Annotated in this window: 8 protein-coding genes; 3 read left to right on the forward strand and 5 right to left on the reverse strand. The window is 53.4% G+C overall.

The annotated features are described in order from the left end of the window. Positions 1–41: 41 nt before the first annotated feature. Both H6585_10385 and H6585_10390 read left to right on the forward strand, forming a co-directional pair. Entirely contained in the window at positions 42–2,099 is a 2,058-nt protein-coding gene (locus tag H6585_10385; protein MCB9448739.1) for a SpoIIE family protein phosphatase, read from the forward strand. A gap of 166 nt (positions 2,100–2,265) precedes the next feature. After that, on the forward strand, positions 2,266–2,694 hold the full coding sequence (locus tag H6585_10390) for a peptidylprolyl isomerase (protein MCB9448740.1): 429 nt from the start codon (positions 2,266–2,268) through the stop codon (positions 2,692–2,694). Positions 2,695–2,748: 54 nt separating this feature from the next. Here the strand turns inward: H6585_10390 and H6585_10395 are convergent, their stop codons facing one another. The 5 genes from H6585_10395 to H6585_10415 all read right to left on the reverse strand — a co-directional run bounded on the left by H6585_10395 (position 2,749) and on the right by H6585_10415 (position 15,575). Continuing rightward, entirely contained in the window at positions 2,749–3,687 is a 939-nt protein-coding gene (locus tag H6585_10395; protein ID MCB9448741.1) for a methionyl-tRNA formyltransferase, read from the reverse strand. A 5-nt stretch (positions 3,688–3,692) separates the two neighbouring features. Beyond that, positions 3,693–11,807 carry an HYR domain-containing protein gene (locus H6585_10400; protein MCB9448742.1) on the reverse strand — a complete coding sequence of 2,705 codons (8,115 nt, stop codon included), beginning with the start codon at positions 11,805–11,807 and terminating at the stop codon, positions 3,693–3,695. 88 nt (positions 11,808–11,895) lie between these two features. Then, entirely contained in the window at positions 11,896–13,785 is a 1,890-nt protein-coding gene (locus H6585_10405) for an HYR domain-containing protein (protein ID MCB9448743.1), read from the reverse strand. A 22-nt stretch (positions 13,786–13,807) separates the two neighbouring features. Continuing rightward, a complete protein-coding gene (locus H6585_10410) occupies positions 13,808–14,926 on the reverse strand; it encodes an ABC transporter substrate-binding protein (GenBank protein ID MCB9448744.1) in 1,119 nt (372 codons plus the stop codon). A gap of 88 nt (positions 14,927–15,014) precedes the next feature. Then, entirely contained in the window at positions 15,015–15,575 is a 561-nt protein-coding gene (locus H6585_10415; protein MCB9448745.1) for a phage tail protein, read from the reverse strand. Positions 15,576–16,089: 514 nt separating this feature from the next. Here H6585_10415 and H6585_10420 point away from each other — a divergent pair. After that, positions 16,090–16,419 carry a winged helix-turn-helix transcriptional regulator gene (locus H6585_10420; GenBank protein ID MCB9448746.1) on the forward strand — a complete coding sequence of 110 codons (330 nt, stop codon included), beginning with the start codon at positions 16,090–16,092 and terminating at the stop codon, positions 16,417–16,419. Positions 16,420–16,421: the final 2 nt, after the last annotated feature.

The raw sequence follows: 16,421 nt of genomic DNA on the forward strand, positions 1-16,421 counted from the left end.
CTCCGCCGAATTGTTGATATTGCACGACGAAAGATCGTTGTATGTGCCTTCGGAAAATCTGTCTGATTTCAGCAAGAACCTTGCTGGTGTTCCTCGCGTGCCTGAGTTGTGCATATGCAGGTAATGCCACCCGCATACCGGAAGCCGATGTACAGGCAGGTGACATTCAATATGTGATAGACAAAGGCCGGGTGCTCACCCTCGACAGTTTACGCAACAGGGAAATGGAACCCTACGACAAGCTCGTGCCCAATTTCGGTTTTATGGATGGTGCGGTGTGGTTTAGGTTCACTGTTACCGGTCAACCCGGTGAAGTACGCATCCTGGAACTGAAAAATCCCAACCTCGACCTGGTGGACGTGTTTGCAGGTACCCACGGAAAAATCCTGCAGCAATACCATACCGGTGATCTATTCCCTTTTATCCAACGCCCCGTTCAGCATCGCTTCTTTCAGTTCCCGCTCTACATTCCCGATGGTGGTCGGCTGAACGTACTGTTGCGGGTGGATAACCACGGCGATCAGTTTTTTATCCCCATCGCACACTGGACAAAAGAAGCCCTGGCCCGTCGCGACTACAACGAACAGTTCGCGCTGGGTATCTACTACGGACTGCTCATCTTCGTTTTGCTCCTCAACCTTTTTATTTACCTGATCATCGGTGAGCGTGCCAACCTGTACTACATCCTGTACGTGTTCGGTTTGTTCATGCTGCAGTTTGCGCTCGGAGGACACGGTGTTGAATACCTGTGGAACAACAACCCCTATGTCGCACAACATGCAGCCCCCTTCCTGGCGTCTGCCACAGTCCTGTTCCTGATCATCTTCGCAGTAAGGTTCCTGAATATGCACAACATCATGCCCCGGTTTGGACGCATATTCACAAGCATCGGTTGGCTCATCTTTGTGAATTGTTTCCTGGCCCTGCTTCCCATGGCATGGACCTACAAGCTTTCTATCCTTTCCATCAACCTGCTCACCTTTATCCTCAACCTCACCATCATCCCGGTCACTGTGTATGCCATGATCAAACTCAAGTACAAGCCGGCCCGCTTTTTCCTGGTGGCGTTCGTTGCGTTGAGCATTGGTGTGTTTGCGTTTATTCTTCGCAATGCCGGCATTGCCCCCAGTCATGTGCTGACTGACTTCAGCCTGCAAATAGGTTCGGCGCTCGAAGTGATCCTGCTCTCGTTTGCCATCGTGGATAAGTTCAAGATGTTCAAGAATGAAGCCCTTCTCCGGTTGGAAGAAATGAACCGCCTCAAGAGTGAACAGAACATACTCCTCGAACAACAGGTGAAGGAACGTACCAACGAAATCAACCAACAAAAGGAAGAACTGGCCGACAAGAACAAGGAGATCCTTGATAGCATCGCATACGCCAAACGCATACAGGAAGCCATCCTGCCTCCTGATGATGCGCTGACTTCCCAGCTTCCGAATGGTTTTGTTTACTATCAGCCGAAAGACATCGTGGCCGGAGATTTTTACTGGGTGGAAAAGTTGGGTGATCAGATCATGTTTGCGGTTGCCGACTGCACCGGACACGGCGTACCCGGTGCCATGGTTTCAGTGGTATGTCACAATGCGCTGAATCGGGCGGTGCGCGAATTCCGGTTGACAGATCCGGCAGCCATGCTCGATCAGGTCAGGGGTATCGTAACCGAGTCGTTTGAAACAGGAGGGCGTGAAGTAAATGATGGGATGGATATCGCACTCTGCATCCTTGATCCCCACACCCGTAAGTTGCATTATGCCGGTGCCAACAATCCACTCTACCTCGTGCGCAACGGGAAACTTCATGAGTACAAACCCGACAAACAGCCGGTGGGTAAATATGTAGATAGGAAACCTTTTGTCTCCCATCTCATCGAATGCCTGCCTGGTGATTCCGTATATATTTTCTCAGACGGGTTTCCCGATCAGTTCGGTGGCCCCAAAGGCAAGAAGTTCAAGTACGGTGCTTTCAAGAAACTCCTGATGGAAATAAGCGCCGATGATTCCGTAACCCAACGACATGTGCTGGAAAAGACCTTTGTAAACTGGAAAGGGGATTTGCCGCAGGTGGATGACGTGTGTGTGATGGGATTGATATTCTGATGGCATTCACCCGCTGAATATGTATTTATCCGGACCGGTCCGGTAATATGTTATATCTTTACGGAACTCAGATGCCATATACCCAGTGCAACCTTTGTGAATATGGTAGTAACCCCCGCCAAGTGAGCGAAAGTCGTTCACCGTGGAAACTTGAAACATTGCAATCATGAAACAGGTTCAGAAAGATGATACGGTTAAGGTACACTACAAGGGTACACTTAATGACGGAAACGTCTTTGATTCATCTGAAGGAAGAGAACCCCTTGAGTTTACAGTGGGTGCCGGCCAGGTGATCCCCGGATTTGAACAGGCTGTGATCGGCATGCAGATTAACGAACAAAAAAAGATCGAGATCCCCTTTTCAGAGGCTTATGGCCCCGTGCGTGACGAACTGCGCGGCCAGGTTCCCCGCACCAATCTACCGGAAGACATGAAGCCGGAAGTGGGTATGCAATTGCAGGCACAGCAGGAATCAGGTGAAGTGATGGTGGTGACCGTTACCTCGGTGGATGATGAATCCATCACGGTGGATGCCAATCATCCGTTGGCTGGAAAAGACCTCACATTCGAGATCTCACTGGTGGAAATCTACTGATCCTTATTCAAGATAAGTACAGGCCGCGGAGCATTACGCTTCGCGGTTTTTTTTTTAATCAACTGAGGATGTAAGGGGAGATGGAAAACGCAAACCGGCATTCACACCCAGGCGACACAAAGTGGCTCCGGTCATGATGCCTTCATCCATACAGAGGATATCCAGACGGATGGCCGTGTTTCCGCCACAAGCCACGATCAGGCCTTCCATTTCATTTGCCGATATAATCGTGCCCGCCGATACTTCTTTGCTGATCCGTGTCATGTATCCCTGGGAAACCCTGACTTCCATTCCTTCCAGGTAGGCAATGGCACCACGGTTCCATGGATTGCACGCCCTGATCAGGTTGATGATGTCCTGTGCCGGCTGGTGCCAATCGATCAGCAGGTCCTCGGCCACCGGCTTCCTGAAGTAGTTGCCATCCTTCACCGGTTGCGGATGACCTTGCTGGCTCGGATCGGTTATCATTTGCCAGGCATCTTGCATGACCTTCGGTGAAAGAAATGCAAGCTTAACCATGTGCAGGCCATGGGTGTCATCGGGCGCAATGTCTAGCTTCCCCTGGTGGTAGATCGGGCCCGTATCTATACCGGCATCCATCTTATGCAAGGTGATGCCACCCTGTTTTTCTCCCCGCCGGATCTGCCAGAAGATCGGTTCGGCTCCCCTGTATCCCGGGAGTAGTCCGAAGTGAAAGTTGAAACACCCGAGTGCCGGAGCGTTCAGCAGGGCCTGAGGAAATTTATAAGGAAACGTAACGGAAAGACACAGGTCTACTTTGTCCTCCTCCAGGATCAACGGAAGCGCATCATCCAGGTCCTCTTTTGTTACCTGTTGATGGCGGATGTTGTTGTGCTGAACAAAGTCCAGTACACGCCGCGTACCTTCATGCACCTGGTCGGGCGTAATCACCAGATGCAGTTCGCCGCGCTTTCTGAGCTCTTCCAGACAAGGAAGAGCCAGAAAGCTATTGGCGAGAACAACTGTTTTCATTTGACCTATTTGCGGATCACCCTGCGAACGGTTTGGAATTCTCCGGCCTGCACGTTGAACAGGTATACACCCGGCTCAAGGTCGTCCGTCTGGATTTCCTCGGTATGCCGGCCGCTGCTTTGTGTGATAACCTTCTTCACAACTTCTTCACCCAACATGTTGTACAGGGTCATGACCACGGTTTCGGAAGCGCCGAGGGTATATTCACAACGGAAGGCTCCGGTGAACGGATTCGGGAATACCTTGACATCATTGTTCCAAACGGTGGTGCCAACTCCCGTTACAATCACCGGCATCACATCGGTGGTGTCCGCACATTCGGTTCCTGCATTGAAGATCACCGAGTAACCACCATCCACCTGCGCAACATGCGTTTGTCCGGTGGCGCCCACAATCGGGTTGCCGTCAAGCAACCACTGGTATGAGTCGGCGGCCGGCATGCAGGTCAGCGTATCTCCGTTGAGCGAGATCGAGTGATGAACCGTATCCACAAAGAATACATTGAACTGGCATTGGCTCATGTTGCCTGCAACATCAAACACCGTCAGCGTGATCGTGGCGGTATCACCGATAATCGTACCTGCTGCCGGGCTCTGACTCACAACCGGACTTGGGTCACAGTTGTCCGACGCAGTGGCCAGTCCGCTGTAATCAGGCAATACGGCCTGACACATGCCATTGGCATACAGGGTTTGGTTGTTCGGACAGGAGATGGTCGGCTTCACAGAGTCTTCCGCGATCACCAGGAATGTACAGGTGCCCACATTGGCAGATGCATCCGTTGCCGTCAACGTCACAACAATGCTGCTGTTGAAATTGGTACCCGGAGCAGGCGATTGTGAGATGAACGGGGTTCCACCGCAATTGTCGGTGGCACTGGCCATGCTAGTGTAGTCACCGATCACACCCAGGCAGTTCGGACCGCTGGTCACATACTGGTTACCCGGACAGGTTACCACCGGCGCCATCGTATCACGGAACAATGCCATGAACGAACACTGTGCAGTGTTGCCCGAAGCATCCGTAGCTATCAGCGTGATGCTTGTATGGGTGGAGATGATCGAACCAGGTGCAGGACTTTGAGTGATCACCGGGTTGGGATCGCATTTGTCTGTTGCTACGCCCAGTCCCGTGAAGTCAGGCAGGGCCACCTGGCAGGAAGCATCGGCATATACATACTGGTTGCCCGGACATACAATGCTCGGAGCTGTGGTATCCTCTGCCAATACTTTGAATATGCATTGTGCAATGTTGCTTGCATCATCTGTTGCAGTCAGGGTTACCGTTACAATACCCGTGAACATACTGCCCGCAGGCGGGTTTTGGGTAATGAACGGAGTTCCGCCACAAGCATCGGTCGCACTGCCAAGTGAAGTGTAATCACCCAGGATGCCTTCACAATTGGCGTTGCTGGGTACCGTCTGGTCTCCCGGACAAGTGATCATCGGAGGTACGGTATCCACGAAAATGGCCTGGAAGGTACATTGACTGCTGTTGCCAGAAACATCGGTGCTGGTGAGCGTGATCAACGTATGAGACGTGATCATCGTTCCCGGTGCCGGCGACTGTGTCACAACCGTGGTGTCTCCACACTGATCTGTGGAATTCGCCAGTCCGGTGAAATCAGGCAATGCAGCCGTGCAACCGCTGTTGGCATATACCATTTGGTTGCCCGGGCATGTGATCACCGGCGGTGTGGTGTCTGATGCCATCACCGTGAATGTGCAGCTGGCCGTATTGCTGTTATCATCAATCGCAGTCAGCGTAACAGTAACACTGCCCGAGAAGGTGGTACCGGAAACCGGACTTTGCGTAATGGCCGGTGTTCCGCCGCATGCATCCGACGCGGTTGCAAGGGAGGTGTAATCTCCCAATACGCCCTGACATGAAGCATTGCCGGGTACTGTTTGTGTTCCCGGACAAGCGATCACCGGCGGAACGGTATCCACGAAGATCGCCTGGAATGTACATTGGTTGCTGTTACCTGAACCGTCTGTGCTGGTCAGGGTAACCAGTGTATGCGATGATACCATCGTACCCGGTGCGGGCGACTGGGTTACTACCGGCGTGCCTCCGCACTGGTCCGAAGTTGTGGCCAGGCTGGTGAAGTCGGGCAATGCAGCTTGACAGCTGCTGTTGGCGTAAATCGTCTGGTTGCCCGGACACGTAACCAAAGGTGGTGTGGTATCCGATGCCATCACGGTAAACGTACAGCTGGATGTGTTGCTGTTGTCATCGGTGGCGGTCAGCGTTACCGTAATGCTTCCCGAGAAACTTGTACCGGAAGCCGGACTTTGGGTAATGCTAGGCGTACCTCCGCAGGCATCGTAGGCAGATGCAAGTGAAGTATAGTCGCCGATCGTACCCTGGCAGCTGGCATCACCCGGAACAGTTTGTGTACCCGGGCAAGTGATCACCGGCGGTACCGTGTCGATGAAGACAACCTGGAAGGAACACTGACTGGTGTTGGATGATGCATCCGTTGCAGTCAGCGTAACCATGGTATGGCTGCTGATGAGGGTTCCCGGAGAAGGTGATTGGGAAATGGTCGGTGAACCGTCACAGTTATCCGTTGCCGTTCCCAGGCCTCTGTAATCCGGCAGGAAGGCCGTGCAGAATGCGTTGGCGTACACCGTCTGATTACCCGGGCAGGAAATCACCGGAGAGGTGGTATCCTGCAGGGTCACCTGGAAGGTGCACGTAGCTGTGTTTCCTGATGCATCCGTGGATGACATGGTTACCGTTGTGCTGCTGGAAATGGTTGTACCTGCAGCGGGCGACTGGGTGAGCGACGGAGCGCCGTCACAATTGTCGGTGACCGTTACCATGGACGTGTAGTCAGGCAATGAAGCATCGCAGTTGTTGCTGGCGATCAGGGTTTGGTTGCCCGGACAGGTGATGGCCGGTGCTGTGGAATCCACAAACAGCGCAGTGAAACTGCATGTCACAAAATTACCCGATCCGTCGGTGGCTGTCAGCGTTACGGTAACGTCGCTTGTTACAACGGTGCCGATGGAAGGGGATTGGGTGACTGTCGGTGAACCGCAGTTGTCCGACACAGTGGCCAAACCGGTGAAGTCAGGCAGACTACCCTGGCAGCTCGCATCGGCATACACCGGTTGGTTACCCGGACAGGTGAGTTGTGGTTTGATGGTGTCCTTCACCGTAATGGTGAATGAACATTGGGTAGCGTTGGAAGCGGCATCCGTTGCCGTAATGGTCACGACCTGTGTGGTGCCTGCACCGCTCAGGATGGTACCCGCAGCGGGCGATTGGGTAACGGTAGGTGTTCCGCAATTATCGGCAGCCGTTACAGAACCGGTATAATCAGGAACAGTAAACTGGCAGCTCGCATCTGCATACACATCCTGGTCAGCCGGGCATCCGGATAATGTAGGTTTGATGGTGTCTTTCACCGTAACGGTAAAGCTACACTGTGCTATGTTGGCTGAGGCATCGGTTGCGGTGATGGTGACCAGCTGTGTGGTGCCTGCACCGTTGAGAACCGTACCTGCAACAGGCGATTGGGTGACAACGGGTGAGCCGTCGCAGTTGTCGGAAACCGAAGCGGACCCGGTATAGTCAGGCAGGGTTACCTGACAAGAAGCATCTGCATAGAGGTCTTCGTCGGCCGGGCAACTGATGGAAGGCCTGGTGGTATCCTTCACGGTGATGGTGAATGAACATTGCACCGCATTGGCAGAACCATCGGTAGCTGTCAACGTGATCAGTTGTGTGGTGCCTGCGCCGTTGAGGATGGTACCCGCAGCAGGTGATTGCGTTACCGTGGGTGTTCCGCAGTTGTCAGCAACCGTTGCCAAACTGGTATAATCCGGAATGGCCACCTGGCAGGAGCCATCCGCAATTACATCCTGATCCAAAGGACAAGCAATGGTCGGTTTGATGGTGTCCTTCACTGTGAGGGTGAATGAACACTGCTGTGCGTTTGAAGAAGCATCCGTAGCGGTAATGGTGACCACCTGTGTGGTGCCTCCGCCGCTCAGTACTGTACCTGCAGCAGGAGATTGCGTTACAACGGGTGAACCATCGCAGTTGTCGGTTGCTGTTACCGAACCGGTATAGTCCGGAACAGTCACCTGGCAAGAACCATCTGCATACAGATCCTGGTCGCCCGGGCATCCGCTTAAACTGGGCTTGGTGGTATCCTTCACGGTTACAGTGAAGCTACATTGGGCCACGTTTGCCGAAGCATCGGTAGCGGTGATGGTCACCACTTGCGTGGTACCCGCACCGTTGAGCACCGTACCTGCAACCGGAGATTGTGTCACAACCGGTGAGCCATCGCAGTTGTCGGCAACCGAAGCGGATCCGGTATAATCCGGCAGACTTACCTGGCAGGAACCGTCTGCATACAGATCTTGATCGGCCGGGCAGGAAATGGCGGGTCTGGTGGTATCTTTTACGGTGATGGTGAATGAACATTGAACCGCATTGGCAGAACCGTCGGTGGTTGTGATGGTCACCAATTGTGTGGTGCCGGCACCGCTCAGTACGGTACCTGCAGCAGGTGATTGGGTAACAGTGGGCGCTCCGCAATTGTCAGCAACCGTTACCGACCCGGTAAAGTCAGGCAGGGCCAACTGGCATGAAGCATCCGCATATAAATCCTGGTCTGCCGGACATCCGGTCATGGTAGGTTTGATGGTATCCTTTACGGTTACCGTGAAGCTGCATTGTGCCACATTGGAAGACGCATCGGTGGCGCTAATGGTCACCACCTGGGTGGTGCCTCCTCCGCTGAGAACTGTACCCGCAGCCGGTGATTGGGTGACAACGGGAGAACCGTCGCAGTAATCGCTCACGGTAACAAGTCCGGTGTAGTCGGGCAGGGTTACATTGCAGGAGCCATCGGCATAGAGGTCTTCATCCGGCACGCAAACCAGGGAAGGCCGGGTGCTGTCGGTGACCGTAACAGTGAATGAACATTGCGTTGCATTGCCTGTTGAGTCGGTGGCTGTCAGCGTGATCAACTGGGTGCTGCCAAGTCCTGTAAGGATGGTGCCCGGAGTCGGTGATTGGGTAACCACCGGTGAGGCATCGCAGTAATCAACCACGGTGGCGATACCGGTGAAATCCGGCAGGCTCACCTGGCAGGAACTATTGGTATAAACCGGTTGGTCGGCCGGACAGGTGATGGATGGCGGGAAGGTATCCAGTACCGTCAGCAGGAAGGTGCATTGTCCGGTGAACCCGGATGCATCCGTTACATTCATGGTGATGGTATGGTCTCCGGATCCTTCAAGCGTTACACCCGGTGCGGGTGATTGGGTTACAGTGGGGAAGCCGGCGCAGTTGTCGCTGTATGAAACCAGCGAGGTATAGTCAGGTACCGTTACTTCACATGTAGCGTTGCCGTACATGGTTTTGTTTCCGGGGCATGAAACCGTTGGCACAATGGTATCCACCAGGGTCACCTTGAAGCTGCAGGTGGTGATGTTACCTGATCCGTCGGTTGCGGTCAGCGTAACGGTGGGGTTGGTACCCGCACCGGTATAGAGGGTTCCCGGAGTGGGTGACTGGACAAGCGTGGGTACACCACAGTTGTCGCTGACGGTTACTGATCCGGTATAGTCCGGCAGGGGTACCTGGCAGGAACCGTTCACAAATAAATCGTGATCTGCAGGACATCCGGTCAATGTAGGCTTAACGGTGTCTACTACAGTAACTGTGAACGAGCACTGTTGTGAATTGCTGGAAGGGTCCGACACGGTGATTGTGATCAGCTGTGTGGTGCCTGCTCCATTGATCACGGTACCCGGCGCCGGTGATTGTGTGGCGGTTAGGGCAGCGGAAGTATAACAGTTATCGGAACGGGTGACCAGGCTGGTAAAGTCGGGCAGGGCTACGTTACAGGAAGCGTCGGCATATATATCGAAATCACCCGGGCAGGTAACTGTAGGCTTAATGGTGTCAACCAGGGTAACGGAAAAGCTGCATGTGCGCTTATTACCTGAAGCATCCGTAGCGGTGATGGTTACCGTGGGATTGGTGCCTGCGCCTGAGTATACGGTACCGGCGGCCGGTACCTGGGTCACCGTGGGTGAACCGTCACAGTTGTCTGCAATGGTCAGTCCGGTTACGTAGTCGGGCATGGTTGCCTGGCAGGAAGCATTGGTGTAAAGGCTTTGGTTACCAGGGCAACCGGTGATGGTGGGTTTGGTTGTATCCTGTAGGGTAACGGTGAAAGTACATTGTGCTGCATTTCCCGAACCGTCGGTGGCCGTCATGGTGACCACCTGTGTGGTGCCTGTTCCGCTCAGGATGGTACCTGCAACAGGCGATTGCGTTACGGTAGGAGAACCGCCGCAGTTGTCGCTAACGGAAACCGATGCTGTATAGTTGGGGAGGCTTACCTGGCATGAACCGTCGGTGTAAAGTGTTTTGTTGGAAGGGCAGGTGACAGACGGTGGAATGGTGTCCTTCAGCAACAATTTGAATGTGCATGTTCTTTTGTTGTTGGAACCGTCGGTTACCGTAAGGGTGATGGTCGGATTGGAACCTGCGCCGGTATATACATATCCTGGAGCGGGTGACTGTGTTACAGTGGGAGCACCGCAATTATCACCAACGGTAATGGAATCCCTGAAGTCGGGCAGGGCATACTGACATGAGCTGTTCACATACACATCACGGTCACCCGGACAACCCGTGAGCGTGGGCTTCACAGAATCAACGAGGGTTACGGTGAATGAACACTGGGCTGTGTTGCCGTCAGGGTCGGAGGCTGAAACGGTGACCACTTGTGTGGTGCCGGCTCCGCTCAGTGCTGTGCCGATGGAAGGCGACTGAACCACGGTCAGTAAACCGGAGTTGTAGCAGTTGTCGTTGCGGCTCACCAGTCCGGTGTAATCCGGCAAGGATGCCTGGCATGATCCGTCTACATACAGGTTGCGGTCAGAGGGGCAGCTCATGACCGGTGGTGTGGTGTCTTTTACGGTAATGGTGAAGGTACACTGTGCTGTGTTGGCCGATGCATCGGTAGCTGTCAGCGTAATCACCTGACTGGTGCCAACACCCGTAAGCAGGGTTCCTGCAACGGGCGATTGCGTCACGGTAGGCGAGGGGTCGCAGTTGTCGGAAACGGTGGCTGAACCGGTATAATCCGGGATGGCCACCTGACAGGATCCGTTGCCATATACATCCTGGTCGCCGGGACAAGAGATGGTCGGGTTGGTTGCGTCGGTTGCAGTAACCGTTGCAGAACCGCATGATCCCGGCGTCACACATCCGCCTTCACCACGGATATAGTAAGTGGTGGTGGTGGATGGGGACACAACAATGCTGGAAGAAGCGGTTGAATCCACCTTGGTGCCGCCGCAGCTTCCGGAGTACACCATCCATTGGGTGGCGTCATTCAGGTTGCCGGTGATGGTCAGGGTGGAGTTGGCGCCCGGACAAATGCTCGTGGGCGATGCGGATACTGTGGGTACGTCAGGGTCGGTGCATGTAGTGCCGTAAACACGAATGTTATCAACGGCTACCTCCTCAGTGGTTCCATCTTGCCCCATGAAGAAACGGATCTGAACACTGGTGCCCGTTGCAGGTATATTGTAGGTGAATTCCTGGAAGGCATTGGTAAGGGCAGTGCCGTCTGCGGTGCCGTTCAGGTCGGTGTCTTCCGTGAGGTCAATGGAGCTTGCACCTGTTCCGCTGCCGTAAAAGGCGCCGATGGTGTTCCAGCCCCCGCCGTCCATGTTGTACTGAAGCAAAAACTCATCGTCCTGTTCGAAGCGTGTGCCGTCTGCCCTTCCGAGTGCAAGCAGAATCTTCACCGACAAGTTGTAGCCGCTTACATTCAAGGCATTCAGGGTCAGCACCCCGTTGGAGTCGATCGGGTTGGAACCGATATCCAGAAGTCCTTCTCCTACGAAGTAGTAGGTGCCGTCTTCACCCGTGGGGTCGTTGGTCATCGGTTGGGAATCACCATCCTTGTGTCGGGTGAAGTAATGACTGCTGGTACTTCCGCTAGCAAACTCATTGGCCGCATACCGGCTGCCGTTGCCATCGGTTTCAAAGCTTTCCTGAAGGAGTAATGTCTGGGCCTGGAGGCTGGTTCCGGCCATAGACAGGAACAGCAGCATGGAGTAGAGTTTCTTCATGAATCTGGTTTAGAAACCGCAAGTTACGGCGTTTTCAACACTTTATGAACAATGGATGCAGGAAAGTTGACCTATTTCCCGCAAGTTTTTACTCCAAATTTTCCAACTTGGTTACCTGTATTCCTACCGAAGAAAACGGTGCGATCAATCGCAAATAATAGGTTCCTGCGGGCAACCCGGCCAAATCAACCTGTTCCCGGTTCAAACCGGCAACCGCATTTTTTTCTTCCAAAATCATCAACTGCCCCAAGGTATTATAAAGGGCCAGCGATACGCTTCCGGCATGCGCTGAGCGGTACTGGCAGCGGATGGCTGAGGAGGTTGGGTTGGGGAAAACCTGCAGGCCTGAAAGGCTTTCTTCCGTGGGTAAGCCGGTGATGATCACCTGCACCGTGTCGGAAACCGTGTCGCAGCCATTCGTATCGGTAACGGCCACCGAATAGGCGCCTGTCAGGTCGGCGATATAGGTTTGCATGTTGGCTCCTGAGATTAGGTTCCCATCCCGGAACCATTGGTAGGTAGCAGCCGGCGGGATACAGGTAAGCAGGCTGTCGTTTACCTGGATGGTGCGTTTTTCGGCAGGGGCTACGGTCACATAAAATGTGCAAGTCGCCTGGTTGCCCTGCTCGTCTATAACTGTGTATTGTTGTGCAGTGATGCCCACGGGGAAGGATGATCCGGAGGTGAGGCCGGTGCTATCGGTTTGAATCAGAAGCACGCCCATGCTGCATGCGTCGGTTGCCATGGGGGATGTGTAGGTGATCATGGAATCACAGCTGATGATGTCGCCCGGGCAGGTGATTGTTGGCTTCAGGGTATCCTGCACCTGCAGCGCAAATGTGCAGCTATCAGCATTGCCGCTGGAATCCGCCACCATGATGGTGATGACCGTATCGGTTGAAACCAGGGTGCCGGCCGCAGGCTTTTGGGTGATGTCGGGAGAGGGGTCGCAGTTGTCTGAGAAAGTCACCTGGGATGTGTAATCCGGAACGGTCACCTGGCAATTGGAATCGGCGATCAGGGTTTGATCGAGCAGGCAGGTGACAACCGGTTTGGTGGTATCCTGCACCACCACGGTGATGCTGTCGCATGCGCCGGGTGTTGAGCATCCGCCTTCACCGCGGATGTAGTAGGTTGTGGTGCTGCCTGGGTTCACAACGATGCTGGAGGAAGAGGTGGAATCCACCTTGGTGCCTCCGCAGCTGCCCGAATATACCATCCATTGGGTGGCATCGTTCAGGTTGCCGGTGATGGACAGGGTCGCATTGGCACCCGGGCAAACGCTCGAAGGCGACGCGGATACGGTGGGTACGTTCGGTGCAGTGCAGGTTACAGTACCGTAGATACGGATGTTGTCAAATGCAACTTCCTCTGTGGTGCCATCCTGACCCATGATAACCCGTACCTGAATGCTGCTGCCCGTAGCCGGAACGGCATAAGAGAACTCCTTGAAAACACTATCCAATGCAGTTCCATCTGCAATTCCATCCAGGTTGGTATCCTCGGTAAGGTCGGATTGTGGGTTTACTCCGTAAAATGCAGCCAAGGTATTCCAGCCGCCGCCATCCATGTTGTATTCTACAAGTAATTCGTCATCGGGTTCGAATCGTCCTCCATCTGTTCGGCCTGTGGCTAGCAATATCTTGACAGAAACCTGGTAGCCGCTCACATTTACGGAATTCAAGGTAACTGTTCCAAAAGGACCATCCGGATTGCCGGTGTCATCTACACCTTCTCCTACAAAGTAGTATGTGCCATCTTCACCGATTGGTTCGGGTAGTATCGGTTGGGAATCACCATCCTTGTATCGGGTGAAGTAATGACTGCTGGTACTTCCGCTAGCAAACTCATTGGCCGCATACCGGCTGCCGTTGCCATCGGTTTCAAAGCTTTCCTGATAGATGAGCACCTGAGCTTGGGCGTTCAAAATACCAAGTCCGGTGAATGCAAGAATCAATAGGGTGCGGATGGTTTTCATAGCAGATGAGATATATGAGGTTTTAAATACATATGTACGGATTGGACCAGATGGTAAATACGACCGATCGGGTTTTGAAAAGTTTGTCGGGAAGTGATTCGGGTTCGTTGGCCGGCCCGAGGTCTGTCATCTCGCAATGCCCATTGGATATGGAGGCTTTGTAAATATGCGGAAGCGCACATGTTTTTTGTAAAGTGGTGTTGTAGTGCCAGTTTCTTCTGGGGCCGTTCAGTTCCCGGATGTGTTCCTTCAATGAGGAAAGATCGGGCAGGGCTTGTGCGGCTTTCAGGATCAGTCCGGCTTCATAGCCCATCAGTGCAAAAGGGTTGGGTGCCTTTCCGTGTGCATCCGTATGGGCTTTGCGAAACGCATTGTTGTTCGGATGGTCATCCGACGGAAACCAGGAGGACGCGGTGGTGCAGGAAAAGTTAAGATGTTGCAGGTCGTTCATGACCTCTGATTCCAGCATCATGGGTGCACAGTAGATGGGGGCCAGCTGATCCAGTCCGGCATCCCGGTAGGCGCTGAGAAAGTCTTTTGCATCCGATTTGTTGAAGGCCAGGTATACGGCCTGCGGTGGCTGTTCACGGAACTTGCTGCGGAGGGCATCCATGTCAAAATTTACAGCATCCGGCTTGGGAACATGCCAGGCGGAAATGGCGGCACCGCCTTCCTGGAGTCCCTGGTCCAATGCGTAGGGCATCTGGTATCCGCCCTCATAATAGGTGCCGATGTACAGCACTTCCTTGTGCCCTTCTTTTGCCATGTGCCTGCCCAGGCACCAGGCGTTGTACCATAGGTCGAAAGCATTGTGGATGACTTGCCTGTTATCGGGAATGTCACAGGGAAGGTGTCCGCCCAGGTTGGTATGGATCAGCAGTGATTTCGGGTCGGTAAAATGGGCGACGAGGTCGGGTAGAACGGCATTCCCCGTGTAAGCGATGGAGGTGTTGATGTTGTGTTCAATGCTCAGTTTCTGAAGGGCGGTTTCGCACTCAGAGCTTTTGGCGCCCAGTCCGATGCCCTCCATTTTCAGGGGCAGTTCATTGCCATCGAATCCGAGGCGGATGCCCTGCACGAAGTCGCGACCCAGTGACGGGTAGATGGTGGAGTTGGGAATAAGCAGGCCGACGGGCATCATGTTTTTCAGTATAAAAGAAGAGGGAAGCCCATGCTTCCCTCTTCCGGATCGTTCACATGGTGAATGTGCAGACGATGTTTACGTGTTACTAGCTTCTTGACGGGAACACGCCGAACATGCAAATGATGTAATTCACACAGAGGTAGGGCTGCATGTTGTTCACGGGTGAGTTCGCGCCGGTCATGCCGATGGTAACTGAACCGGTAGCGGAAACACCAGCCAGACTTTGTCCGGCTCCTCCGTTGTCAATGTAAGAGTCACCACCTGTGCTTCTGGCGAGGAAGTTGCCATTTGGTTGAGGGTCTTCTCCGTCGCCATTGTTCACCTGAACCGCTGCATTCACATCCAGTGCGGCCTGGTGGTTGTGGGCGGGCATCTGGGTGATGTTCAGAATGTTGGTTTCGGAGCCGGAGCGTTGTCCCAGCCGGTAAGTCGACAGGCCGGGGCCGGTGCCGGGGTGTACGGCTGTTCTGCCGCGCATGTCAGGCAACGCAAATGTGGTACGACCGTCACCGCCAAATGTGGTTCCGAGAAGTGAGAAAAGGGCCGTGTTGGATGAAATGGCCAGTAGTTGGCCGTCACAATACGCCCAGTTACGCGGAGCAAAGTTGCCGCCAAACATCCTGATTTCTGCAATGGTTCCTTCCATGTGGTTAGGTTTTAGGTTAATGATTTTGGAGGGATAAATGTAGAAGATAATGGTTGCCGGAAAAGGGGTTTGTAAGATCAGGATTTACATTTTTAATTTTTTTTTCAATGAACGGTGGGGTTAAGGTGGAAGAAGTTCACAGGATGGTAGGTTGGGATCATTGTGCCGCAAGGTGTAAGAACGACAACCCGGATGAATGCCGGTCGTGGCAGACGGGTATTCCGTCCGAAAAATTTATACAGACTTTAAACAGAAGGCATGTGTTAGGCGGTCGAGGTCCTCAAAAAACACTCGGTAGTTTTTCTGTTGTTTCAATGACTGTAGGTATCTCAGCATCCTACGCAGTAAATGTCTGGTGAAAAATATCAGGCTATTCATTCAACTCCTTACGCTGAATCACTGGATTTGTCAGGTGATTGCATGCGTTGCCGGTTTGGGGGAGGGTAGTGAAAAAAATGCGCCGGAATTTGGTGACCATGTTTAAATATCGTAATATTGCGATAAAAAGTTGAGTATGGGACAAAGCAAATCGGAAGAGTTCAGTGTGCGGGATAACCGCATTGCCGCATACGCAAAGGCACTTGCGCATCCGGCCAGGGTGGCCATCCTCAGGGTGCTGTTGAAAAAGCAGGCCTGTATTTGCGGCGATATTGTAGAGGAGTTGCCCCTTTCCCAGAGTACGGTTTCGCAGCATCTCAAGGAATTGAAAGAAGCCGGTCTTATCCAGGGTGATATAGAAGGTACCAAGGTTTGTTATTGCATTCATCCGGAGAATTGGGAAAAGGCTCGCAAGCAATTGTTTGACTTTTTTGAAACCTATCCGTCCAATCCATCATGTTGTTAATC

It is taken from the genome of Flavobacteriales bacterium, assembly GCA_020635855.1.
Lineage (GTDB): Bacteria > Bacteroidota > Bacteroidia > JACJYZ01 > JACJYZ01 > JACJYZ01.